The sequence below is a fragment of the Streptomyces sp. NBC_01210 genome, assembly GCF_036010325.1.
Lineage (GTDB): Bacteria > Actinomycetota > Actinomycetes > Streptomycetales > Streptomycetaceae > Streptomyces.
Genome location: NZ_CP108549.1, coordinates 2,260,157 through 2,282,333, shown reverse-complemented (window position 1 = coordinate 2,282,333; position 22,177 = coordinate 2,260,157). Strand labels below are relative to the sequence as shown.

General features: G+C 70.2%; 22 protein-coding genes and 1 pseudogene. 18 read left to right on the top strand and 5 right to left on the bottom strand.

The window, feature by feature from the left end; all coding sequences use genetic code 11:
* The first annotated feature begins 2 nt into the window (after positions 1 to 2).
* From sufD to OG735_RS10345, 7 genes are read left to right on the top strand one after another with little or no spacing between them, the layout of a single operon-like run.
* Positions 3 to 1,184: a Fe-S cluster assembly protein SufD gene (gene sufD / locus OG735_RS10375; RefSeq protein WP_327322848.1), complete on the top strand. Its 1,182-nt coding sequence runs from the start codon at positions 3 to 5 to the stop codon at positions 1,182 to 1,184.
* Positions 1,184 to 1,504, top strand: a complete 321-nt coding sequence (locus OG735_RS10370) for a non-heme iron oxygenase ferredoxin subunit (RefSeq protein WP_327322847.1) — start codon at positions 1,184 to 1,186, stop codon at positions 1,502 to 1,504. The genes sufD and OG735_RS10370 overlap by 1 nt, the downstream gene beginning before the upstream one ends.
* Before the next feature lie 7 nt (positions 1,505 to 1,511).
* Positions 1,512 to 2,276: a Fe-S cluster assembly ATPase SufC gene (sufC, locus tag OG735_RS10365; RefSeq protein WP_327322846.1), complete on the top strand. Its 765-nt coding sequence runs from the start codon at positions 1,512 to 1,514 to the stop codon at positions 2,274 to 2,276.
* Positions 2,273 to 3,529, top strand: a complete 1,257-nt coding sequence (locus OG735_RS10360; protein WP_327322845.1) for a cysteine desulfurase — start codon at positions 2,273 to 2,275, stop codon at positions 3,527 to 3,529. Before sufC ends, OG735_RS10360 begins: the two co-directional genes overlap by 4 nt.
* An 11-nt stretch (positions 3,530 to 3,540) precedes the next feature.
* Positions 3,541 to 4,005 carry a Fe-S cluster assembly sulfur transfer protein SufU gene (gene sufU / locus OG735_RS10355; protein ID WP_327322844.1) on the top strand — a complete coding sequence of 155 codons (465 nt, stop codon included), beginning with the start codon at positions 3,541 to 3,543 and terminating at the stop codon, positions 4,003 to 4,005.
* Complete coding sequence (locus tag OG735_RS10350) at positions 4,002 to 4,340, top strand: metal-sulfur cluster assembly factor (RefSeq protein WP_326649154.1); 339 nt, start codon at positions 4,002 to 4,004, stop codon at positions 4,338 to 4,340. Before sufU ends, OG735_RS10350 begins: the two co-directional genes overlap by 4 nt.
* Before the next feature lie 55 nt (positions 4,341 to 4,395).
* Positions 4,396 to 4,761: a VOC family protein gene (locus OG735_RS10345; protein WP_327322843.1), complete on the top strand. Its 366-nt coding sequence runs from the start codon at positions 4,396 to 4,398 to the stop codon at positions 4,759 to 4,761.
* Positions 4,762 to 4,792: 31 nt separating this feature from the next.
* Here the strand turns inward: OG735_RS10345 and OG735_RS10340 are convergent, their stop codons facing one another.
* Complete coding sequence (locus OG735_RS10340; protein ID WP_327322842.1) at positions 4,793 to 5,854, bottom strand: DUF7847 domain-containing protein; 1,062 nt, start codon at positions 5,852 to 5,854, stop codon at positions 4,793 to 4,795.
* 67 nt (positions 5,855 to 5,921) lie between these two features.
* Positions 5,922 to 6,425 carry a MarR family winged helix-turn-helix transcriptional regulator gene (locus OG735_RS10335; protein ID WP_327322841.1) on the bottom strand — a complete coding sequence of 168 codons (504 nt, stop codon included), beginning with the start codon at positions 6,423 to 6,425 and terminating at the stop codon, positions 5,922 to 5,924.
* 111 nt (positions 6,426 to 6,536) lie between these two features.
* Here OG735_RS10335 and OG735_RS10330 point away from each other — a divergent pair, with 111 nt between their 5' ends.
* The 5 genes from OG735_RS10330 to dapD all read left to right on the top strand — a co-directional run bounded on the left by OG735_RS10330 (position 6,537) and on the right by dapD (position 10,222).
* Positions 6,537 to 6,857, top strand: coding sequence for a DMT family transporter (locus OG735_RS10330; RefSeq protein ID WP_327322840.1), 321 nt, complete (start codon positions 6,537 to 6,539; stop codon positions 6,855 to 6,857).
* Entirely contained in the window at positions 6,857 to 7,393 is a 537-nt protein-coding gene (locus OG735_RS10325; protein WP_327322839.1) for a TetR/AcrR family transcriptional regulator, read from the top strand. Before OG735_RS10330 ends, OG735_RS10325 begins: the two co-directional genes overlap by 1 nt.
* 203 nt (positions 7,394 to 7,596) lie before the next feature.
* Positions 7,597 to 8,202, top strand: coding sequence for an RNA polymerase sigma factor (locus tag OG735_RS10320; protein WP_327322838.1), 606 nt, complete (start codon positions 7,597 to 7,599; stop codon positions 8,200 to 8,202).
* On the top strand, positions 8,195 to 9,145 hold the full coding sequence (locus OG735_RS10315) for a CU044_5270 family protein (protein ID WP_327322837.1): 951 nt from the start codon (positions 8,195 to 8,197) through the stop codon (positions 9,143 to 9,145). The genes OG735_RS10320 and OG735_RS10315 overlap by 8 nt, the downstream gene beginning before the upstream one ends.
* Before the next feature lie 87 nt (positions 9,146 to 9,232).
* On the top strand, positions 9,233 to 10,222 hold the full coding sequence (gene dapD / locus OG735_RS10310; RefSeq protein ID WP_327322836.1) for a 2,3,4,5-tetrahydropyridine-2,6-dicarboxylate N-succinyltransferase: 990 nt from the start codon (positions 9,233 to 9,235) through the stop codon (positions 10,220 to 10,222).
* Positions 10,223 to 10,406: 184 nt separating this feature from the next.
* Here dapD and OG735_RS10305 read toward each other — a convergent pair.
* A pseudogene (locus OG735_RS10305) lies at positions 10,407 to 10,693 on the bottom strand (allene oxide cyclase barrel-like domain-containing protein); the annotation flags it as partial.
* A gap of 109 nt (positions 10,694 to 10,802) precedes the next feature.
* Positions 10,803 to 11,699 carry a 4-hydroxy-tetrahydrodipicolinate synthase gene (dapA, locus tag OG735_RS10300; protein ID WP_327322834.1) on the bottom strand — a complete coding sequence of 299 codons (897 nt, stop codon included), beginning with the start codon at positions 11,697 to 11,699 and terminating at the stop codon, positions 10,803 to 10,805.
* 258 nt (positions 11,700 to 11,957) lie between these two features.
* On the opposite strand from dapA, the gene OG735_RS10295 reads away from it, so the two are divergent.
* Entirely contained in the window at positions 11,958 to 12,623 is a 666-nt protein-coding gene (locus tag OG735_RS10295) for a hypothetical protein (protein WP_327322833.1), read from the top strand.
* A 102-nt stretch (positions 12,624 to 12,725) separates the two neighbouring features.
* Positions 12,726 to 13,454 carry an antibiotic biosynthesis monooxygenase gene (locus OG735_RS10290; RefSeq protein ID WP_442812595.1) on the top strand — a complete coding sequence of 243 codons (729 nt, stop codon included), beginning with the start codon at positions 12,726 to 12,728 and terminating at the stop codon, positions 13,452 to 13,454.
* Positions 13,455 to 13,496: 42 nt separating this feature from the next.
* On the opposite strand, the gene OG735_RS10285 is transcribed toward OG735_RS10290, so the two are convergent.
* A complete protein-coding gene (locus tag OG735_RS10285; protein WP_327322831.1) occupies positions 13,497 to 15,338 on the bottom strand; it encodes an endonuclease/exonuclease/phosphatase family protein in 1,842 nt (613 codons plus the stop codon).
* Positions 15,339 to 15,600: 262 nt separating this feature from the next.
* On the opposite strand from OG735_RS10285, the gene OG735_RS10280 reads away from it, so the two are divergent.
* From OG735_RS10280 to OG735_RS10265, 4 genes are all read left to right on the top strand, one after another.
* The gene (locus tag OG735_RS10280) at positions 15,601 to 17,049 is read left to right on the top strand and encodes a hypothetical protein (protein WP_327322830.1); all 1,449 of its coding nucleotides are present in this window, start codon (positions 15,601 to 15,603) and stop codon (positions 17,047 to 17,049) included.
* Positions 17,050 to 17,771: 722 nt separating this feature from the next.
* Positions 17,772 to 19,220: an alkaline phosphatase PhoX gene (locus OG735_RS10275; protein WP_327322829.1), complete on the top strand. Its 1,449-nt coding sequence runs from the start codon at positions 17,772 to 17,774 to the stop codon at positions 19,218 to 19,220.
* A gap of 602 nt (positions 19,221 to 19,822) precedes the next feature.
* A complete protein-coding gene (locus OG735_RS10270) occupies positions 19,823 to 21,400 on the top strand; it encodes a TROVE domain-containing protein (RefSeq protein WP_327322828.1) in 1,578 nt (525 codons plus the stop codon).
* A gap of 109 nt (positions 21,401 to 21,509) precedes the next feature.
* Positions 21,510 to 22,166 (top strand): GntR family transcriptional regulator, encoded by a 657-nt coding sequence (locus OG735_RS10265; protein WP_327322827.1) that lies wholly within the window; start codon positions 21,510 to 21,512, stop codon positions 22,164 to 22,166.
* Positions 22,167 to 22,177: the final 11 nt, after the last annotated feature.

Sequence of the window (22,177 nt, the reverse complement as noted above, 5' to 3'; positions counted from 1 at the left end):
CCATGGCTGAGGCTCAGAACATTCCGGCGGGCTCCACCACTGCCGGTTCGATCGCGGTGGCCGCCGAGTCGACCGTCGCCACCCGCATGAGTGCGCCGCCGTCCTTCGACGTGGCGGACTTCCCGGTGCCGCACGGCCGCGAGGAGGAGTGGCGCTTCACTCCGCTGGAGCGGCTGGCCGGTCTGCACAACGGCACCGCCGTCGCGACCGGCAGCGCCATCAAGGTCGCGATCGACGCCCCCGAGGGCGTCATCATCGAGACCGTCGGCCGTGACGACGCGCGGCTCGGCAAGGCGGGCACCCCGGTGGACCGTGTCGCCGCCCAGGCGTACTCCTCCTTCGAGACGGCCTCGGTCGTCACCGTGCCCAAGGACACCGTGCTCACCGAGCCGGTCCGCATCGCCGTGCACGGCGAGGGCGGCACCGCCTACGCCCACCAGGTCATCGAGCTCGGCGCCTTCGCCGAGGCCGTCGTGGTCATCGACCACACAGGTGACGCGGTGCTCGCCTCCAATGTCGACTACCTGCTCGGCGACGGGGCGAAGCTCACCGTCGTCTCCGTCCAGGACTGGGACGACAAGGCCGTCCACGTCTCCCAGCACAATGCGCTGGTCGGCCGGGACGCCTCCTTCAAGTCGATCGTCGTCACCTTCGGCGGCGATGTCGTACGCCTGCACCCGCGTGTTTCCTACGCGGGCACCGGCGGCGAGGCCGAGCTCTTCGGTCTGTACTTCACCGACCAGGGTCAGCACCAGGAGCACCGCCTCATGGTCGACCACAACGCCCCGCACTGTCGCTCCAACGCCGCCTACAAGGGCGCGCTGCAGGGCCAGGACGCGCACGCGGTGTGGATCGGCGACGTCCTGATCGAGGCCAGGGCCGAGGGCACGGACACGTACGAGATGAACCGCAACCTCGTCCTCACGGACGGCGCGCGCGTCGACTCCGTACCGAACCTGGAGATCGAGACCGGCGAGATCGTCGGCGCCGGTCACGCCTCCGCCACCGGCCGCTTCGACGACGAGCAGCTCTTCTATCTGCAGTCCCGTGGCATCCCGGCCGACGAGGCGCGCCGCCTGGTGGTCCGAGGCTTCTTCGCCGAGCTGGTCCAGAAGATCGGCCTGCCCGATCTCGAGGAGCGCCTGCTCGCCAAGATCGACGCGGAGCTGGAGGCGTCCGTCTGATGACAGCCTTCGTCCGAGCCTGTGGGCTGAGCGAGCTGGAGGAGGACACCCCGAAGCGGGTGGAACTCGACGGCACGCCGGTCTCCGTCGTCCGCACGTGCGGCGAAGTGTTCGCGATCAACGACATCTGTTCGCACGCGAATGTCTCGCTGTCCGAGGGCGAGGTGGAGGACTGCCAGATCGAGTGCTGGCTCCACGGCTCCAGCTTCGACCTCCGTACCGGCAAGCCGTCCGGACTGCCCGCGACACGCCCCGTGCCCGTATACCCCGTCAAGATCGAAGGGGACGATGTGCTCGTCTCCGTCACCCAGGAGTCCTGAGTCACCCATGGCAACGCTTGAAATCCGCGACCTGCACGTCTCCGTCGAGGCCGAGAACGGCCCCCGGGAGATCCTCAAGGGCGTCGACCTGACCGTGAAGCAGGGCGAGACCCACGCCATCATGGGCCCCAACGGCTCCGGCAAGTCGACCCTCGCGTACTCCATCGCGGGCCACCCCAAGTACACGATCACCAGTGGCACCGTGACTCTGGACGGCGAGGACGTCCTGGAGATGACCGTCGACGAGCGCGCCCGCGCCGGCATGTTCCTGGCCATGCAGTACCCGGTCGAGGTCCCCGGCGTCTCGGTCTCCAACTTCCTGCGTACGTCGGCGACGGCGATCCGCGGCGAGGCCCCCAAGCTGCGTACCTGGGTGAAGGAGGTCAAGTCCGCGATGGAGCAGCTCCAGATGGACCCGGCCTTCGCCGAGCGCAATGTCAACGAGGGCTTCTCCGGCGGTGAGAAGAAGCGCCACGAGATCCTTCAGCTGGAGCTCCTCAAGCCGAAGATCGCGATCCTGGACGAGACCGACTCCGGTCTGGACGTCGACGCGCTGCGTCAGGTCTCCGAGGGCGTCAACCGCGTCCGTGAGACCGGCGAGGTCGGCACCCTGCTGATCACCCACTACACGCGCATCCTGCGCTACATCACGCCCGACTTCGTGCACGTGTTCGCGAACGGCCGCATCGCCGAGTCCGGCGGCGCCGAGCTCGCCGACAAGCTCGAGGCCGAGGGCTACGAGGCATACACGAAGGGTGGCGTATCCGCGTGACACAGCTGCCGGGCCTCCTCGACACCGAGGCGATCCGCAAGGACTTCCCGATCCTGGACCGCGTGATCCACGACGGGAAGAAGCTCGTGTATCTGGACAACGCGGCGACGTCACAGACGCCGCGTCAGGTGCTCGATGTGCTGAGCGAGTACTACGAACAGCACAATGCCAACGTCCACCGCGGTATTCATGTGCTCGCCGAGGAGGCCACGGCGCTGTACGAGGGCGCCCGCGACAAGGTCGCCGCCTTCATCAACGCGCCCAGCCGCGACGAGGTCATCTTCACCAAGAACGCCTCCGAGTCGCTCAACCTCGTGGCGAACATGCTCGGCTGGGCCGATGAGCCCTACCGCGTGGACCACGAGACCGAGATCGTCATCACGGAGATGGAGCACCACTCCAACATCGTTCCGTGGCAGCTGCTCGCGCAGCGCACCGGTGCGAAGCTGAAGTGGTTCGGCCTCACCGACGACGGCCGCCTCGATCTGTCCAACATCGACGAGATCATCACCGAGAAGACGAAGATCGTCTCCTTCACGCTGGTCTCCAACATCATGGGCACGGTCAACCCGGTCGATGCGCTCGTGCGCCGAGCGCAGGACGTGGGCGCGCTGGTCCTCATCGACGCCTCGCAGGCCGCGCCGCACATGCCGCTGGACGTACAGGCGCTCGGTGCCGACTTCGTGGCCTTCACCGGCCACAAGATGTGCGGCCCGACCGGCATCGGCGTGTTGTGGGGCCGCCAGGAGCTGCTCGAGGACCTGCCGCCGTTCCTCGGCGGCGGCGAGATGATCGAGACCGTGTCGATGCACTCGTCGACGTACGCTCCGGCGCCGCACAAGTTCGAGGCCGGTACGCCCCCGATCGCCCAGGCCGTCGGCCTCGGCGCGGCGGTGGACTACCTCACCTCGATCGGCATGGAGAACATCGCCCAGCATGAGCACGTCCTCACCGAGTACGCGGTGAAGCGGCTGCTCGAGGTCCCGGACCTGCGCATCATCGGCCCCACCACGGCCGAGGAGCGCGGCGCGGCGATCTCCTTCGTGCTCGGCGACATCCACCCGCACGACGTGGGCCAGGTCCTCGACGAGCAGGGCATCGCGGTCCGGGTCGGCCACCACTGCGCGCGGCCGGTCTGCCTGCGGTACGGAATTCCTGCGACCACGCGAGCGTCGTTCTATCTGTACTCCACGCCGTCGGAGGTCGACGCTCTGGTCGACGGCCTGGAGCACGTCCGTAACTTCTTCGGATGAGGGACTGACGCGTGAAGCTGGATTCGATGTACCAGGAAGTCATCCTGGACCACTACAAGCACCCCCACGGGCGCGGTCTGCGGGATGGCGACGCCGAGGTGCACCACGTCAATCCGACGTGCGGCGACGAGATCACACTCCGTGTGCGGTACGAGGGCTCGCTCATCGCGGATGTCAGCTACGAGGGCCAGGGCTGCTCCATCAGCCAGGCCAGCGCCTCCGTGCTGAACGAGCTGCTGGTCGGCAAGGAGCTTGCCGAGGCGCAGAAGATCCAGGCGACCTTCCTGGAGCTGATGCAGTCCAAGGGGCAGATCGAGCCGGACGACGCGATGGAGGAGGTGCTGGAGGACGCGGTCGCGTTCGCCGGCGTCTCCAAGTACCCGGCCCGTGTGAAGTGTGCTCTGCTGAGCTGGATGGCGTGGAAGGACGCGACCGCCCAGGCACTGGGAGACGGCGCGGAGAGGAAGACGGCATGACCGAGAACGCAGGAGCCGCGCTGAAGCCGGCCTCCGAGGAAGAAGTCCGCGAGGCGCTGTACGACGTCGTCGACCCCGAGCTGGGTATCGACGTCGTCAATCTCGGCCTGATCTACGGCATCCACATCGACGACGCCAATATCGCCACCCTGGACATGACGCTGACGTCCGCGGCCTGCCCGCTGACCGATGTCATCGAGGACCAGGCGAAGGCGGCGACGGACGGCATCGTCAATGAGCTGAAGATCAACTGGGTCTGGATGCCGCCGTGGGGCCCGGACAAGATCACGGACGACGGCCGCGAGCAGCTGCGCGCTCTCGGCTTCAACGTCTGAGCCGGACACCTCGAGATCCGGCAAACGGCCATGCCCGCCAGGCAGACTGGCGGGCATGGCCGTTTCTCTGTACACCGTCGTCATCGACTCCCACGATCTGCCGGCGCTCGCCCGCTTCTGGAGCCAGGTCCTGGACTGGAAGGTGGTCTTCGAGGCCGAGGACGAGATCGTCATCGGGGCCGACGAGTCCGCCCTGCCGGGGATCACCTTTGTGCCTGTGGGCGAGCGGAAGACCGTCAAGAACAGACTGCACATCGATCTCACGCCCGACGACCAGGCCGCCGAGGTCGAGAGGATCATCGGGCTCGGGGCGCGGCGGGCCGATGTCGGGCAGGGGCCGGAGGCGACCTGGGTGGTGCTCGCCGACCCCGAGGGCAATGAGTTCTGTGTGCTGCGGCCGAAGAGGACGCTGATCGACTAGATGGACCGGATCGACGGTTCGAGCGGATCGACTAGTACGCGGGCGGTACGGCGGCGGCCTCGGCGAGGGTCGGGGCCAGGTTCTCCTTGCGGATGCGCTGGTCGACGTAGAGCAGGCCGGCCACCAGCTGCGGGAAGGCGGCGACGAAGATCTGGCCGATCAGCTGGCTCACCATCAGCACGATCAGCAGGCCGCCCATGGAGACCACGACTTGCAAGGCCGTGGGGTCGGAGCCCAGGTCCGAGGTGCCGATCGCGCCGGGGAACATTCCCAGCAGGTTCACCGGCAGCTGGATGAGGTAACTCGCCACCGCGGCGATGAGGAACGCGAGCAGCATGCTGCCGAAGATCCGCCACCAGCCGCCGCGTACGAGCTGCGAGGAGCGGCGCATCGCCGCGAGCGAACCCTGGCCCTCGAAGACGGCCGCAGCCGGTGCCAGGCTGAACTTCCCCCAGAGCCAGGCGGCGAGCGGTGTGGTCACCAAGGCGCCCAGGAAGGCCAAGGGCGGCACGATGAGCGGCCCGGTACCCACGGCGAGGAGCGCGATCATCATGGTGACGAAGGCCAGCAGGAACAGCGCGAACGGGACCAGCAGGATCAGGCCGGTGAGGAAGACCGTGCCGATCACCGCGGGGACGCGGGCGCGGGCCCGGCGCCAGATGGCGCCGAAGGTGGTCGGCCGGCCCAGTACCGCTTCCTGCACGATCGCCGAACAGGCGGCGTAGACCATCGTCGTGGCGAACAGCATCGCCAGCACGCCGATGAGCCAGACGCAGCCGAAGGCGATGAGCAGGGGCCGGACGTCCGCCCAGGCGGGGGTCCCTTCGTCGGCGAAGACGCGGTGGAGGTGGCTCCCCACGACCGCATAGGCGGCAACCGTCGCCAACGCGACCACGGCGGCCGCCGCTCCGTAGGCGGCCGCGGCTATGCCGAACAGCTGCTTCCAGTAGCGGCCGATCGTCGCGAAGGCACCGCCCAGGACATCGCCGAGGCCGAGCGGAGCCAGCGGAATCACTCCGGGCTTGGGTGGCGGCGGAGGCATCCAGCCGCCCCAGCCTGGAGGGCCTGCGTGCGGCGTGTTTCCGTATGCCACTGGTGTGTCTCCTGCGCGTCTTGTGCCTGGTCGGACGGGACACCGTAGCGGGACGGGCCGGGACGGGTCACCGCGCCCCCTTCGCCCTGCCCTTCGTCGCGGCCCGCGCCCCGCTCCTGGTCTCGGCCGTCGCCTCGCGCAGCGCGGGCGCGGCCTGCTCGAAGTAGCGGAAGAGGACGCGCAGTTCGTCGGCGCTGAAGCCGTCGAAGACCTCGGCCATCCGGCGGCGGGCCGCGCCGAACGCCGCCTCGTCCTGCTCGGGGGTGAGCGGCACGGCCTCGACCACGACCCGTCGGCGGTCGCCCGGATCGGGGCCGCGGCGCACCCAGCCGGCCCGCTCGAGGCGGTCGACGAGCCGGGTCGTGGCGCTCTGCGAGAGACCGATGCGTTCGGCGAGCCCGCCGGTGGTCAGGGGCCCCGCGAGTTCCAGGGCGTTGAGCGCGTACACATCGGTGGGGTTCTGCCCGAGGGTCTCGGCCGCCGCCTGGCCGTGCAGGACGACGGCGGTGAGGTAGTCGCGGTAGATGCGTGCGAGCTGCCCGAGCAGCGGTCCGCGTTCCTGGTCGGACATCGGCCGCCACCTTTCCTGGGATACCTGGCCGCCTGTTGCTTGCGCCCGTACATATATTGCACGATCCGCCGTTGTGTACCGCTGTACGCAACGATGTGTACACTCGTACGCATGGGATACGGACTGCTGGCCGCGGCGATCGCGGCGGAGGTGGCCGGGACGACGGCCATGAAGTACAGCGAGGGCTTCACCAGGCTGTGGCCCTCGCTGCTCACCGTCGTGGGCTATCTGCTCGCCTTCTCGCTGCTCGCGCGCACGTTGAAGACGCTGTCGGTGGGCACCGCGTACGCGATCTGGGCGGGCGTCGGCACGGCCGCGATCGCCGTCATCGGCATGGTGTTCCTGGGCGAGTCGACCAGCCTGGTCAAGATCGCGGGCATCGCGCTGGTGATCGCCGGCGTCGTGGTGCTCAGCATGGGCGGAGCCCACTGATGGCGCGCCGGTACGACCCCGAACGGCGCGAGCGGATCATCGGCGCCGCGATCCGGGTGGTCGGGCGCAACGGGATCGCCGGGCTCAGCCATCGCACCGTGGCGGCCGAGGCGGATGTGCCACTCGGCTCTACGACGTACCATTTCGCCTCCCTCGACGAGCTGTTGGTTGCCGCGTTGCGCCAGACCAACGAGGGGTTCGCGGCGGCGGTACGGGACAGTGGCGCGCTCGCCGACCCGGACGCCGATATCGCGGAGGAGCTCGCGCGGCTGATGGGGGATTGGCTGGCGGGTGAGCGCACCGGGGTTGAGCTGGAGTACGAGCTCTATCTGGCTGCCCTGCGGCGGCCCGCGCTACGGCCGGTCGCGGCCCAGTGGTGCGAGGGACTTGCCGAGATCCTGGCCCGGCGGACCGATCCGGTCACCGCGCGGGCGCTGGTGGCGTTGATGGACGGCATCTGCCTGCAGGTGCTGCTGACCGACGTGCCGTACGAGGCGGAGTTCGCGCGCGAGATGCTGGCGCGGATCATCGGCTGAGCGGAATGGCTGCCGGCGGCGCGCGGGCGTGTCCGACGGGCGAGAGCGGGGTGCCTGAGGTCGGGGCCGCCGGTCCCGTTCCCGGTGCCGTCTGCGCGGCTGTCGCGGGAGCGGCCGGAGCTCCGTGAACCCCTTTCCGCGCTCCGGGTAACAGGGGGTGTGACCACAACCCCGCAGGCCCGAACGGCAGAGACGGAGAGCCCGTGAGCGGCCCACTCAATCCCGGCGGCGACGCCGCCGTCATCGCCGGGTCGTTGGAGCGGCCCGATCTCTTCGCCGAGCTCTACCACCGGTACGCGCCGGACATCCACCGCTATGCCGCCCGCCGCCTCGGTGACGGGGCGGCCGACGACATCACCGCCGACACCTTCCTCAGCGCCTTCAGGACCCGGTCGCGCTACGACCTGGGCCGGGAGAACGCCAGGCCCTGGCTGTACGGGATAGCCGCCAACCTCATCGGCAAACAGCGCCGCGCGGAGGTCAGGGCGTTGCGGGCGCTGGCCCGCACCGGGAACGACCCGGTTGCCGAGTCCTGGGTCGACCGCGCCGACAGCCGGGTCACCGCCCAGGCTTCGCACGCCTCTCTGGCCGACGCCCTCGCGTCCCTGTCGGCCGGTGACCGCCATGTCCTGCTGCTGGTCGCCTGGGCGGATCTCGGATATCAGGAGGTCGCCGACGCGCTCTCCATCCCGGTGGGCACCGTCCGCTCCCGGCTGAACCGCGCCCGCCGCAAGGTGCGCGGGGCGCTGGGAGACGCGGACCCCACCCACGTACACGACATCGTCCCGAAGGCGGCCAGCCATGGATGAGATGCAGACGCTCCAGGGATTCCGCGCGGACGCGCCGACGCCGGACCGCGACCGACTGGCCCCCGGTCGGCAGAAGCTGCTCGAGGAGGCGGGCCGGACCCGTCGCTTCCGGGGCAACTGGAAGCTCGCTGCGGTGGGCGCGGCGGCCGCGGTGACGGCCGCGGCGGTCCTGGCGGCCCAGCTCGGGGCGGGAACGGGGACGCAGCAGCCGCGGCCGCAGAGCGAATACGGATCGGTCGCCGAGCCGCGGGACGGTCAGTGGATCTACCGGAAGGTCGTGGAGAAGCAGGCGCCGCTCAACTTCGTCAACGACCTCAATCCGACCACCGAGTACGCACGGGGCAAGCGTGCTCCCTGGGGAACGATCGAGAACGAGAGCTGGACTCAGTACGGCAGCGGCAAGCTGTTCCGGACGCTGCTCAATCCCCAGCAGATCGATCGCAATGGGCACGCGAACTGGGGGTCGCCGAAGAGCCTGCGGGAAAAGGTGGCGAAGCTGCCCGACGACCCGCAGAAGCTGTTCCAGGCCCTTCGGGGCGTGATCACGATCGAGGACAATCTCCAGGGCTCGAAGGACACCGCCAATTACCGGCGGATCATGCTCGTGTTCTCCGAGGTGGACTTCATCCCACCGAAGGTACGGGCCTCGCTCTACCGGGCACTGGGCGTGATCCCCGGCGTCAAGATCGACCACCGGCCCGTCAAGGACGCGATCGGCCGGCCCGCCGTGGCCGTGTACGAGCCCGGCTCCACGTTCACCCGTGACCTGAACCTGCGGGAGGAGCTGCTGCTCGACCCGAAGACATTCGAGTACCGCGGTGAGCGCAAGCTCTATCTCGCCGGTGGAAAGCTCGACGGAAAGGTCACCACCAAGGACACCCTGGTGAGTATCAGCGCCCTCGTGAAGACCGCCGTCCTCGACAATCACAGCCTGCGCCCCTGACCGGCCGGGGGTGGGACGGGGCGGACGCGCGACCGGCACCTGAGACCGGTTCGCCCCCGCCCGCCCCGGCCGGTTAAGTTTTCTGTCATGACCGACACCACTGCTCCTCGCACCACCGGCGCCGTCGCCGCCGGGCTCGCCACGCTCACCGCCGACGGCACCGTCCTCGACACCTGGTTCCCCGCCCCCGAGCTGTCCATCGAGCCCGGCCCCGCCGGGACCGAGCGGCTGACCGCCGAGCGTGCCGTCGAGCTGCTCGGCGAGGGCGCCGCCAAGGCGCTCGGCCCGGACGCCCGCCGCGGCGTCGAGGTCGTCGCCGTCCGTACGGTCATCGCCTCGCTCGACGACAAGCCGCTGGACGCGCACGACGCGTATCTGCGTCTGCACCTGCTCTCGCACCGCCTGGTCAAGCCGCACGGCCAGAACCTGGACGGCCTCTTCGGCCTGCTCACCAATGTCGCCTGGACCTCGCTCGGCCCGGTCGCCGTCGACGACGTTGAGGAGGTCCGGCTGAATGCTCGCGCCGAGGGTCTGCACCTGGCCGTGACGAGCATCGACAAGTTCCCGCGGATGACGGACTACGTCGCGCCCAAGGGCGTGCGCATCGCCGACGCCGACCGCGTCCGCCTCGGCGCGCACCTCGCCGAGGGCACCACCGTGATGCACGAGGGCTTCGTCAACTTCAACGCCGGCACGCTCGGCACGTCGATGGTCGAGGGCCGGATCTCCGCGGGCGTCGTCGTCGGCGACGGCTCCGACATCGGCGGCGGCGCCTCCACCATGGGCACGCTCTCCGGTGGCGGCAACGTCCGCATCGTCATCGGCGAGCGCTGCCTGATCGGCGCCGAGGCGGGCGTCGGCATCGCGCTCGGCGACGAGTGCGTCGTCGAGGCCGGTCTGTACGTCACCGCCGGTACCCGGGTCACCCTGCCCGACGGGCAGATCGTCAAGGCCCGCGAGCTGTCCGGCGCGAGCAACATCCTCTTCCGCCGCAACTCGGTCACCGGCGCCGTCGAGGCCCGCCCGAACAACGCTGTGTGGGGCGGGCTCAACGAGGTCCTGCACAGCCACAACTGACGCCCAACCGCACTGACCTGCGGCTGAGCTGTCGCCAGTTGTCCGGGAGGGCGCTCCGCTGCCGCTGTTCCCCGTGAGTCGGGCCGTCCGGCACGCCTGTGGCGCCCTGTGAACGGCCCCTGACCAGGAAACTCGGTCAGGGGCCGTTCACATGAGGTTGTCCGCGAGCGCTTCTCCTGTCCTGTCAGCGGATGAGGTGGACGGTGAGCTGCGTATCCGTGGCACTGACGTTGACGGCGTGGATGGAGCCGTGGGCTGTGCGGTAGGACCCGGTGCCGCCGGTGATCGCGAAGCTGATGTCGCCGGGGCCGGCAGAGGTAATGGTGAACCGACCCTGGAAGGTGATCTGCCCCTCGGCCAGGGTGAGGGAGCCCACGCACTGCAGGTCGAACTCATCGGCGGGGCGGTTCGGGTCGAGGCGCAGGCCTCGCCGTAGTTGCCGACCGTGGCGCTGCCCAGCTGGAGGACGTTCTCAGGACCGGGATCGGTACTGCTGGAAGCCGATGCCGGGTGAGGGGAGGCCCGCAACCTCCCACCGCCACAACCGAGGCGTCCTCAGGGCTCCGCCCGGGCCCGGTCCTCAGACGCCGGACGGGTTGGACGTCGACACGAGCAGCTCCACGTACGCCCTGCGCAGGCCGTCGGTCGCCTCGCGGCCGGCGGGCTGCAGCGGTTCCCGGACCGGCCCCGCGTCGATCAGTGCCTTCACGGTCACCGTGCCGGGCAGGCCCGACGCCATCATCAACTCGGCCAGCGGAGCGGTGAGTTGATTCAGGCGGGCTGCCTCGGCGACCTGCCCCGCGTCGTATGCGTCGAGCGCCGCCCGCAGCTGCCGCGGCGCGACATTCGCGACCGTGCTGACGAAACCCGCACCGCCCACCGCGTACAGCGGAAGATTCAGCTCCTCGCTGCCCGAGTAGTAGGCCAGCGAGGTCCGGGCGATCACCTTCGTCGAGCCGAGCAGGTCGTACGCGCAGTCCTTGACGGCCACGATCCGCGGATGCCCGGCCAGGCGCATCAGCGTGTCCGGCTCGATACGGGTGCCGGTGCGGCCCGGGATGTCGTACAGCATCAGCGGGATGCCGACCGCGTCCGCGACCCGCCTGAAGTGCGCCTCGACAGCCGTCTGCGGCGGACGGCTGTAGTACGGCGTCACCACCAGCACCCCGTCCGCGCCCGCCGCCTCGGCGGCCTGCGCCAGCTCCACGGTGTGCCGGGTGTCCGCGCTGCCCACGCCCGCGACGACGGACGCGCGGTCGCCGACCGCCTCCACCACCGCCCGTACGAGAGCGGTCTTCTCCGCGTCCGAGGTGGTCGGCGACTCACCTGTGGTGCCGTTCAGAACGAGGCCGTCGCAGCCCTCGGCCACCAGATGGTCCGCCAGATTCCGGGCGCCGTCCAGGTCCAGCTCACCGGCGTCGGTGAAGGGCGTGATCATCGCGCAGAGCGCGCGGCCGAAAGGGCGGGATGTGGTCATACGGCAGTTTCGGCCGGGCAGAGCGTGAAGGTCCACTTAGATTTTCTTGCGGTGAGAGGCAAGCAGAGCTGAACTATTGAGTGTGCATGCGGCCTTGGGGGTGGTGTCGACGCGGTCTGTCCGTTCCGGAATCCGTCGTTGTGAGCCGGCACCGCCGGGCACGCCGCCGGCGCGGGAACCGCGCGCTCCGCTACCCGTCACCGAACGGTGATCGCGGCCACGGCCGGTTCGTTGTGCCGCGCCCGGCAGGATGTGTCCATGATCCGAGCCGTGCGCCACCTCCCGCTGATTCTGCTGCTGCCTCTCGTCCTGACCGGCTGCGGCACCGAGAAGGCCGCCTCAGGAGCCTCAGAGCCCTCGGGACCGGCAGGGTCGTCGAAACCGTCGGGATCCTCACGACGGGCGCCCGACCGGTCCCAACTGGAGGCGCGAGCCCGGTATATGCAGTCCGCGATGGAGCACATCTACGTCACCGGCGTCGACGGCTACAACCTCGCGAAGCAGTCTGTCGGAGTCTCCGGCGGCGACGGCTTCTCCAGCGCGTATGTCTCCAAGAGCGGCGGCCGGATACAGCTGGAGGTCGACCGGGGAACGCTGACCGAGGCCAACTGCGCGGAGCGTTCCGTGTATCCGGCGGAGGGAGGGCCCGTGAAGTGCGAGCGGGACGGCACATTCTGGTACCGGACGTCCGGCGACGCGCACGAGTACGCGCGGGCCGAGGACGGTCATGTCGTACGGATCGGCGCCGACGGGGCCGTGGACCGCGACACCCTGCGGCGCGCCGCCAAGGCCGCCCGCCACGCGGACGACCGGGAGCTGGACGAGATCCTGCCGCAGCAGGTGCCCACCGCGCCGGTCGAGCGCGGCGATCTGCCGCCGGTGGGGGACGGCGCGCCCAACAACGATGTGGGCGTGGGCGGTTGACCGCGGTTGACCGCTGTTGACCTCAACCATGGTTCACGTTTCAGGATGGCGATCGGCGGCGCGCCAGCAGGGCGTGCCGAGCGAGGAGGCATCGCCATGACCGTGACCGTGCAGCCCGACTCCCGGCCCGACCTCACCCGCGCCGGGGTCGGCCTCGTCAAAGCGTCCACCTGGGACGTCGGCACGCCCGAGCGGCAGCGGGCCGCCGTCGAGGCCATCTCCAAGGCCTGGCAGAGCCGGGACTGGCCCTGTGCCGGACTGCTCTCGTACAGCGTCTGCGTCGGCGAGGACGGCAGGACGCTCCTCCACTACTCGCAGTGGCAGGACGAGGACGCCTACCAGGCGTTCCTCCGCGCCTACCGGGACGACAGGAACGAGGAGATCGACGCGGCCGTGCCCGGCGTCCAGCGGCTCGGGCCGCACTCCTACGAGCTCTACCGCAGCGGCGGCCTCGGGACGGACGACCGGCGGATCCCGGGCTGTGTGGTGATCGTGGACGTGGAGTTCGACGGGCCGGACGCCGAGCGCCAACGAGCCTGGGTGGACGGCGTCTTCGAAGCCCTGGGAACGGATCCGCACCCGCGGCCGGGCGGGATCTCCGGGCACTTCCACATCAGCGTCGACGGGACCCGGGTGCTCAACTACGCCGAGTGGGAGAGCGCCGAGGCACACCGCGAGGCGCTGGCCGCGCCCGGCGACGGGGTCGGGTCGAGGACTCCGCAGTGGGAGAAGGTGCGGAGCTTCCCCGGCGTGACAGGTGGCGGCGTGAACCGGTACACGCCCGCGCTGAGCCTCAGCGCGGGCGTGCAGCCGACTGTACTGCCGTACTGAACGTACTGCCGTACTGCGGTGTTTCGGCGGTACTGCGAGCGACTACGGGCGGAAGCGCAGGACCTGCGGGTCGTGATCGCTGTTCTGGTCCGCGAACTCCGCGTTGATGTGCACGCTGTCGTACGCGAAGTCATGGATCGACGGGCTCGTCAGGATCTGGTCGAGAACCTGGCTGTTGCCCTGGAAGACGTACGAGTAACGCTCGGAGCAGGGCAGGGACTTGACCGCCGGGTAGAGCGCACCGCCGTCCGTCAGAGCCTTCGTCGTCGCGGAGAACTCGAAGTCGTTGATGTCCCCGAGGGCCAGGACATCGGCGCGGCGGTCGGCCTTCAGGATGTCCTTGACGAAGGCGTTCACGGCCTGCGCCTGCAGGAGGCGCTTGGTCTCGGAGGAACGGTTCGGCGGCTGGTGGTGCGAGGTCAGCGACTCGTCGCCGCCCTTCGAGCCGAAGTGGTTGGCGATCACGAAGACCGTACGGCCGCGGAAGGTGAACTCGCCGGCCAGCGGCTTGCGGCTGTCGCTCCAGGCGGCGTTGGACGGGTCGATCCGGCCGGGGGAGAGGGTCAGGGCAGCGTGGCCCCCCTCCCGTACGACAGCGGTCGCCGTCTTCGCGTCGCCGCCCGCGCGGTCGGTGAAGGAGACCCGCTCCGGGTTGAAGAGGAAGACCTGACGGATGTTGCCGCCCGGCTCGCCGCCGTCCTTGTTGTTCTCGGGGTTGATGGTGCGCCACTGGTACGCGGGACCGCCGGCCGCGGTGATCGCCGCCGTGAACTTCTTCAGCGTCTCCTCGGCCGAGACCGTGCCGTCGTTCTTGGCGCCGTTGTCGTCCTGGATCTCCTCCAGGGCGAGGATGTCGGGCGAGGCGAGGTTGGTCACGACCGCGCCCGCCAGCGCGTCGAACTTCGCCTGCGGGTCGGACGGGTCGAGGTTCTCCACGTTGTAGGTGGCGACCGCGAGCTCGCCGTCGCGCTGCTTGCGCGTCGCCTCACGCTTCAGGCCACGGTTCTGCACCGTGCCGAGGGTCCGCGCGGTCAGTGTGTAGCCGCCGAACTGGTTGAAGTCCAGGGGTCCTTCGGTGGTGCCGGACAGTACGTCCCCGACGTTCGCCGTGGGGAAGGGCTTCTCGGCGAGCGGCGTCAGCGACTGGATCTGGAGCCGCCCGGTGTTCTGCGCGGTGTACGAGTTGTAGAGCGTGCCGCCGCGCCGGACCGGGTTCTCGTGCGGCTTCACCGTCACCCACAGCTCGGCGTGCGGGTCGGTCGCGCCGACGACGCGCGAGGTGCCGATGCGTACGTTGCTGCCCTCGAGCGACTCGTAGTAGTCCAGGGCGTAGGCGCGGGGCTTCAACGGCAGCGCGTTGATGCTGCCGGCGGCCGCCGCGTCACCGGCGGGGGCGTAGGCCGAGGGGACCGACCGGGCGGAGACGGTGACCGGAGCGGGCAGCGGGTTCTGGGACGAGACCACGGTGACGGCCGGCTTGGCGATCTGGGTGAGCGACTGGTTGCCGGAGGAGGTGCCGCCGGGGATGTACTCGCCGACGGTGCCGGAGACCAGCACCTGGTCGCCGACGGCGACGGTCGGGTTGGAGCCGGTGTAGACGAAGACGCCCTCGCTGGTGGCGGGGTCTGCGTCGGCCTGCGGGTCCTGGAACCAGAAGCCCTTGGAGCCGTAGGTCCGTACGCCCGTGACGATGCCGGATACTTCGGTCACCTGCTGCCCGACCAGCGGGGATATCCGGGTGGAGCCCTGGATGTCATGGATCCGGACCTCACCGGCGGAGGCGGCGGCGGAGGCAGCGGAGGAGCCTGCGAGCAGGCCTGCGGCCAGCGCGACGGCGACGACGGCCGAGACGGCGGTGGTTCTCGGTACGACGGAGGAAGGCATCAACGAACTCCGGGAGTGAGGGATGAGGGGTGGCGCAAAATGGTTCTACGCGCGTCAATCTCTTGGTTTTGTAGGGGAGTTGTCAAGGGTTGACGGGTGTACGGCGACCGACGGGCAGGTGAATCGGTACATGGGAGCCTGCGCGACGCCCGGCATGCCTTGCGCGTACTGCCCGGGCTCGGCGAAACCCGGTGAAATGCGTCTACGCTGGGGGCCGCCCACCGGGCCGCCCGCACCCGTACGCCCCGAGGAGAACCACCAGATGTCGGAAGACCGCCCCACCCTGCCGCCGGTGCGGCTGCACTCGGACGCGGAGCTGGCGCGGGACGCGCTGGCCACGCCGCTGCTGACCAGGGCCGTCCGGCTCGCCCGCTGGGCGGGTCCCGGGACGCGGGTCGGCGCCGGCGGCGAACTCGTCGACGAGCAGTTGCCCGTGGCCGCGGAGGAGCTGGGGCTCGGTGCCGAAGGCGACGGTCCGGCGTACGCGAGTGAGGCATGGCGTCTCGCCGTCGACGCCGGGCTGGTGGAAGTCCAGGAGCCGCAGGACGACGATGCGGAGTACGGCACGGTCAGCGCGGGGGAGAACCTCGAACTGATCGTCTCGGGCGGACCGCAGGACATCCTCGCGATCTGGCAGGACGCCCTGGAGGCCGTGCACGCGGACGCCACCGCTCCTGTTCTGGAGGACCTGGCCGGCGCCATCGGCGAGGACGGCGAGATCGACTTCGAGACGCTCGACTGGGACCCGGAGACGGAGTCCGAGTTCCTCGACGGGGTCCTCGGGAACCTGTATCTCCTGACCGTCTCCGAGGGCGGCGCGGGCGATGAGCCGGTGCCGCTGCCCGCGCTGGCCGCGTCGATGATCGTGCCCGACGACATGGGTGAGCCCACCGACGACGTACTGGAGCAGGTGTCGGACGCGATGATGCGGCTGGACGACCAGTTCCGGCTGCTCGAGCCGATCGGTCTGGTCGAATACCGGCCGGTGGACGAGGCGTTGATGGCGGAGGAGGGTGAGGAGCCGACGCCTCCGGTCGACGACGAGGACGTGTCCCGGTACGGGATGGTCAAGCTCACTCCGCTCGGCCTCTACGGCGTCAGGGCCCGGATGCGGGAGGCGGGCATCAACGCGCCGGCGGTCGGGGACCTGGCGGACAAGGAGGCGGACGCACTCCTGGACGGGCTCGCGCACTACCCGGAGCTGTCGGCACGGGCCGAGACCGAGCAGTGGCTGGCCCGGCGCACCCCGGCCGACTCCGCGCGCGAACTCCTCGCGGCGGCGCGCGGCTCGGACGCGGGAGCTCCACTGCGCCGCCTCCACTGCCAGCAGGCGCTGACCCTGGTGGGCCCACAGGCCGAGCCGGCGGTCCGCGCGGTCCTCGACGACGCGGAACTGGGTGGCCTGGCCCGGGTATGGCTGGCGGAGCGTGGCGCGTCGGACGTGCCGCCGCCGCCGGAGTCGATGATCTTCTGGCTGGCGATCGACACGATCGCGGCGCAGTTGGACACGGAGGGGGACCTGGAGGAACTCCGGGACCTGGTGGAGGGGCTGGTCGGCCAGCACAGCGGCTTCTTCGATGCGGCGTGGCGGGTGGATCACCCGGCGACTGCGGACGTACTGGAGGCGATGGGCCGGCTGCACCCGGACAAGAGGGCGGCGAAGGAAGCCCGCAAGGCGGCGTTCAAGGCGCGGTCGCGGCCGGGTGGCTGACGGGGGCTTTCCCTCAGCCCGCCCCTTCCCGTAACCGGGGTCAGGCCCCCGGCCCCCCGGGCGGGTACTCCGCACCCCGGATGCGCCGGCTTCGCGGCGCGGCTGCGGGCCGTTGGTTGAGTGGATGCCGCCTGTGACCGGGCGAGTTGCTCGGGCTCCGGGGCGTCGGCTTTGCCGCGCAGACGTGCGGCGGCGCAGCGGCGAAGGACGTGCACACGGCGCGGTCGTGGGTCGGTGGTCGAGTGGATGCCGCCCGTGGCCAGGCGAGTTGCTCGGGCTCCGGGGCGTCGGCTTTGCCGCGCAGACGTGCGGCGGGGCAGGGGTTGGGCCTCGGGGGCGTCGGCTTCGCGGCGCGGCTGCGGGCCGTTGGTTGAGTGGATGCCGCCTGTGACCGGGCGAGTTCTTCAGGCTCCCGGGCGCCGGCTTCGCGGCGCAGCGGCGAAGGACGTGCGCACGGCGCGGTCGTGGGTCGGCGATTGAGTGGAGGCGCTCGTGGCCGGGCGAGTTGCTCGGGCTCCCGGGCGGCGGCTTCGCGGCGCCAGCCGACGAGTGGGGCAGGCCCCGGAGCGCCCCGGAGCGCCGACTTTGCGGCGCTGACTGCGGCGGGGCAGGAATTGAGCCCCGGGGACCTCGATGTCGGTCGGTGTTCAAGTGCCGTTTATGCGCGGGCGGAAGTGTGTGGCCGTCATCAGCCAGTCGGATGCGTCCCTCAGGAGACCTCGATGCCGCTCACCCGCAGGCAATTCAGCAGACAGTCCGCGCTCACCGGCGCGGGAGTCGTCCTCACCGGCGCCGTCGGCACGCTCGCCACCGCACCCGGCGCTCTCGCAGCGGAGGACGCCGCCGACACCGCGGAGCAGGCCGGACACGGGGGGCACGGCAGCCACGGCCCCGGCTACGGACCGCTGCTGTCCGACCCTGAGAAGATCCTCGCGCTGCCCGCCGGATTCTCGTACCGGATCATCACCCACAGCGGTGTCACCAAGCTGGAGTCGGGCGAGTTCACCCCCTCCAACCACGACGGCACCGCCACCTTCGAGGGCCCGCGCGGAGTGACCCTCCTCGTCAACAACCACGAGCTCAAGGGCCCCCGCTCCGGCTGGAAGTACCCGGTGCCGCTCAGCGAGGGCCTCGTCTACGACCCGGCGGCCTCCGGCGGCTGCTCGGTCGTCGAGGTGCACCGCAGCGGCGAGGTCGCCCAGTGGGTCGGCATCGCCGGCACCTCCACCAACTGCGCCGGCGGGCGCACCCCGTGGGGCACCTGGCTCACCTGCGAGGAGACCGAGGACCTCGCCGGCAAGAACGGTATGACCAAGGACCACGGCTATGTCTTCGAGGTCGACCCCTGCGACCGGCGTGCCAACCGCGACCCGAAGCCCATCAAGGCCTTCGGCCGGTACGCCCACGAGGCCGTCGTCATCGACCCCAAGCGCGGCCACGCCTTTCTGACCGAGGACGCCTCCGGCCCCAACGGCCTGCTCTTCCGCTGGGTCCCGCCGCACGGCTTCAGGCACGGCCGCGGACAGCTGCGCAAGCTCGCCGACGACGCCGGCGTACTCCAGGCGACCAAGTGCTACGACGCCGGCGGCCGCTTCGTCGACGATCTGTCCCGCGCCACGAAGATCGGCACGGTCTACGGCGTGGACTGGGTCGACGTACCCGACCGCGACGGCCGCACCGTCTCCGTGCGCAAGCAGTTCGCCGACAAGGACATCACCCGCGCCCGCAAGCTCGAAGGCATGTGGTGGGGCGACGGCGGCGTGTACATCGTCTCCTCGTACGCCCGCGAGGAGAGCCCCGTCCAGCACGACGGCCAGGTCTGGTTCTACGACCCCAAGCGCCGCGCCCTCACGCTGAAGGTGCTGCTCGGCGTCAACCCCGACCCGTCCAAGGACGGCGCCTTCGACGGCCCGGACAACATCACCGTCTCGCCGTACGGCGGTCTGGTCATCGCCGAGGACGGCGAGGGTGTCCAGCACCTCTTCGGCGCGACCGAGCGCGGCCGTACGTACCCGATCGCGCGCAACGAGCTGAACATCGGCACCGCGGCGGAGCCCGAGTACAGCGAGTTCACCGGAGTCGTCTTCTCGCCCGACGGCCGGACGCTCTACGCCAACATTCAGACCCCGGGCATCATGCTCGCGATCACGGGGCCCTGGAAGCGCCAGTAGCAGTACCTCTGACGGCACCTCTGACGGTGCCGTTGACGCCGCCCCGGTTGTACGCCCGTACCGTCCTCGTGCCGGTACGGGCGTAGCGGCAGGCCGCGGCGATGTGTTCACGCACCGTCTTCACGGCGACCGTCGCTGCCCCGGAAAACCCTTGGCGCACCCGGACGTTGCCCTCCTAAGGTGATCCTCGTCCAGGTGCGAAGGCAGGACCTACTTCCACTCTTCATGGGGAGGCCGCGGGTTCGAGTCCCGTCACCGGCTTCGGGCCGGTGTAGCTCAGTTGGCAGAGCACCTTGTCGGTTCCGCCGGCCTCGATCTCTGGACACACCACAATTTCATGCACCTCCCGGTGCGAAGGCCGCGGCTACTTCTTCCAACGAAATCACGCCGCAGCCACTCTTGATCTCGGGAGGCTCAGCATTCGGGGTGCCCGGTGCGCAGGCAACGGTTACTTCCTCGGACCGGGAGGCTGCGGGTTCGAATCCCGCCCAGCCACGGCTGGTGGTGAAATCCGGAATCACGCCCGGCACAAGTCCGTCGCCGACTCCTGATCTCGGGCACCCCTTTTGCTGCGCTTCCCCCAGGAATTCGGGGGAATTCACATGGCACGCTTCAACACCCGTACCACCAAGGCAGGGGCCGTCTCGCCCGTGCGGTCGGCCGGTCGCGCCGTCCGCACCCACCAGGGCGGCATCGGCGCCGAGCGCGACGCACGCTCCGAGCTCTTTCTGCTGGCCGTCGCCAACTTCGTTTCACAGCAGAGCTTTTACGAGTCCGGCGGCGACCGTGACAACCGCTTCACCATCCTCGTACGCCGACTCGCCGTCGAAGACCCGGAGTGGACCGCCGGCCTGCTCGCGTGGCTGCGCGGCGAGGGCAATATGCGGACCGCCTCCATTGTCGGCGCCGCCGAATACGTCAAGGCGCGCCTCGACGCGTCCGTGACCGCGGGTCCGACGAACCGTCAGGTCGTCGAATCCGTACTGCGGCGTGCCGACGAGCCGGGCGAAATGCTCGGCTACTGGACCTCGCAGTACGGCCGCAATGTCCCCAAGCCCGTCAAGCGCGGTATCGCGGACGCCGTGTCCCGCCTCTACAGCGGAAAGTCGCTGCTGAAGTACGACACCGCCTCCAAGGGCTACCGCTTCGGCGACATCCTCAACCTCGTTCACGCCTCGCCCGACCCCGGGAAGCCGTGGCAGGGCGCGCTGTTCCAGTACGCCCTCGACCGCCGGCACAACCCGGACACGGCCGAGCCGCCCGCCACGAACCGCACGCTCACCGCCCACCGGGCGCTGATGGCGGTGCCGGCCGCCGAGCGGCGCGCGGTGATCACCGCGCCCGACGGCGCGGCGCGCCTCGCCGAGGCGGGCATGACCTGGGAGGCGCTCGCGGGCTGGCTGCAGGGTCCGATGGACGCGGTGGCCTGGGAGGCCGTCATCCCGTCCATGGGTCCGATGGCGCTGGTCCGCAACCTGCGGAACTTCGACGAGGCCGGCGTCTCGGACCAGGTCGCCGCGCAGGTCGCCGCGGAGATCTCGGATCCCGAAGTGGTCGCCGCATCGCGGCAGTTCCCCTTCCGCTACCTCGCCGCGTACCAGCACGCGCCGTCGCTGCGCTGGTCGTACCCGCTGGAGCGGGCGCTCGGCCACTCGCTGGCCAATGTGCCCGCACTGCCCGGCCGGACGCTGATCCTGGTCGACCGTTCGGGCTCCATGTGGGCGCGGCTCTCGGACCGCTCCGAGCTCAACCGCGCCGACGCGGCGGCGGTGTTCGGGGCGGCGGTGGCGATGCGGGCGGACCGCGCGGATCTGATCGAGTTCGGTACGAGCAGCGCGTCCGTGAAGTACGGCAAGGGCGAGTCCGTACTGAAGGTCCTTGAGCGCTTCGGCGACCTCGGCGGCACCAACACCACCGAGGCGGTCCGCAAGCACTACAAGAAGCACGACCGGGTGCTGATCGTCACCGACGAGCAGGCGGCGTACAGCTACCACGGCGACCCGACCGAGCAGGTCCCGGCGGACATCCCGGTCTACACCTGGAACCTGGCGGGGTACCGGGCCGGCCACGCTCCGTCGGGCAAGCCGAACCGGCACACCTTCGGGGGACTCACGGACGCGGCCTTCCGCATGGTGCCGCTGCTCGAGCGGGGCCGGGATGCCGACTGGCCCTGGAATTGAGTCCTGGAACTGCACCCTGGAATTGAGTCCTCGGCGTGAGCCCGGGAAGTGAGCCGGGGATGAGTGCGGCCGTTGTGCGCCTGTGAGCTGACATCTAACATGTCAGTTCATGGGTGCACTGCGGCCGGTACGGCGGACTCTGCTGCGCGACACGGCGTACGCGGCGATCCGGGACGCCATCGTGCGCGGCGAGCTGCCGCCGGGAGATCCCGTGCGCGACGCCGGCCTCGCCGAGCGGCTCGGGCTCTCGCGCGCCCCGGTGCGCGAGGCGCTGGCACGGCTCGCGGAGGAAGGGCTCGTCGAGACCAAGCCGCAGAGCTATACGCGGGTGACGCGGCTCGACCCGCGCGCCGTGCGCGAGGCCGCCGTCGTCGTGCGCGCCATGCACGAGCTGGCCGCGAGGGCCGCCGTACCGCTGCTCACGGGCGGGGACATCGCCGAGATGCGCGAGGCGAACAGCCGCTTCGAGAGCGCGACCCGCACCGGTGCCGTCGGCGAGGCGCTGCAGGCCGACGACGAGCTGCATGACGTACTCGTACGGGCCTGCGGCAACCGCGCTGTCGCGGCGACGATCGCGCGCCACACCCCGCTGATCCGCCGACTGGAGTGGCGGCAGTTCGCCGAGGCCAGCGCGCTGCGGTCGGCCGAGCTGCATGTGCGGCTCATCGAAGCGTGCGCCGCAGGCGATGCCGACGAGGTGGCCCGGGTCACCGCGCGGATCTGGCGCGCGCTCGAAGATCTTGCGGACGAACCGGACCTTCTCTGATCATCCGAATC

Excerpts from the sequence above, each read along its gene's own strand:
- sufD (WP_327322848.1), top strand. The coding sequence starts at position 3 with ATGGCTGAGGCTCAGAACATTCCGGCGGGCTCCACCACTGCCGGTTCG.
- OG735_RS10370 (WP_327322847.1), top strand. The coding sequence starts at position 1,184 with ATGACAGCCTTCGTCCGAGCCTGTGGGCTGAGCGAGCTGGAGGAGGAC.
- sufC (WP_327322846.1), top strand. The coding sequence starts at position 1,512 with ATGGCAACGCTTGAAATCCGCGACCTGCACGTCTCCGTCGAGGCCGAG.
- OG735_RS10350 (WP_326649154.1), top strand. The coding sequence starts at position 4,002 with ATGACCGAGAACGCAGGAGCCGCGCTGAAGCCGGCCTCCGAGGAAGAA.
- OG735_RS10345 (WP_327322843.1), top strand. The coding sequence starts at position 4,396 with ATGGCCGTTTCTCTGTACACCGTCGTCATCGACTCCCACGATCTGCCG.
- OG735_RS10335 (WP_327322841.1), bottom strand. The coding sequence starts at position 6,425 with ATGTCCGACCAGGAACGCGGACCGCTGCTCGGGCAGCTCGCACGCATC.
- OG735_RS10330 (WP_327322840.1), top strand. The coding sequence starts at position 6,537 with ATGGGATACGGACTGCTGGCCGCGGCGATCGCGGCGGAGGTGGCCGGG.
- OG735_RS10325 (WP_327322839.1), top strand. The coding sequence starts at position 6,857 with ATGGCGCGCCGGTACGACCCCGAACGGCGCGAGCGGATCATCGGCGCC.
- OG735_RS10315 (WP_327322837.1), top strand. The coding sequence starts at position 8,195 with ATGGATGAGATGCAGACGCTCCAGGGATTCCGCGCGGACGCGCCGACG.
- dapD (WP_327322836.1), top strand. The coding sequence starts at position 9,233 with ATGACCGACACCACTGCTCCTCGCACCACCGGCGCCGTCGCCGCCGGG.
- dapA (WP_327322834.1), bottom strand. The coding sequence starts at position 11,699 with ATGACCACATCCCGCCCTTTCGGCCGCGCGCTCTGCGCGATGATCACG.
- OG735_RS10295 (WP_327322833.1), top strand. The coding sequence starts at position 11,958 with ATGATCCGAGCCGTGCGCCACCTCCCGCTGATTCTGCTGCTGCCTCTC.
- OG735_RS10285 (WP_327322831.1), bottom strand. The coding sequence starts at position 15,338 with ATGCCTTCCTCCGTCGTACCGAGAACCACCGCCGTCTCGGCCGTCGTC.
- OG735_RS10280 (WP_327322830.1), top strand. The coding sequence starts at position 15,601 with ATGTCGGAAGACCGCCCCACCCTGCCGCCGGTGCGGCTGCACTCGGAC.
- OG735_RS10275 (WP_327322829.1), top strand. The coding sequence starts at position 17,772 with ATGCCGCTCACCCGCAGGCAATTCAGCAGACAGTCCGCGCTCACCGGC.
- OG735_RS10270 (WP_327322828.1), top strand. The coding sequence starts at position 19,823 with ATGGCACGCTTCAACACCCGTACCACCAAGGCAGGGGCCGTCTCGCCC.
- OG735_RS10265 (WP_327322827.1), top strand. The coding sequence starts at position 21,510 with ATGGGTGCACTGCGGCCGGTACGGCGGACTCTGCTGCGCGACACGGCG.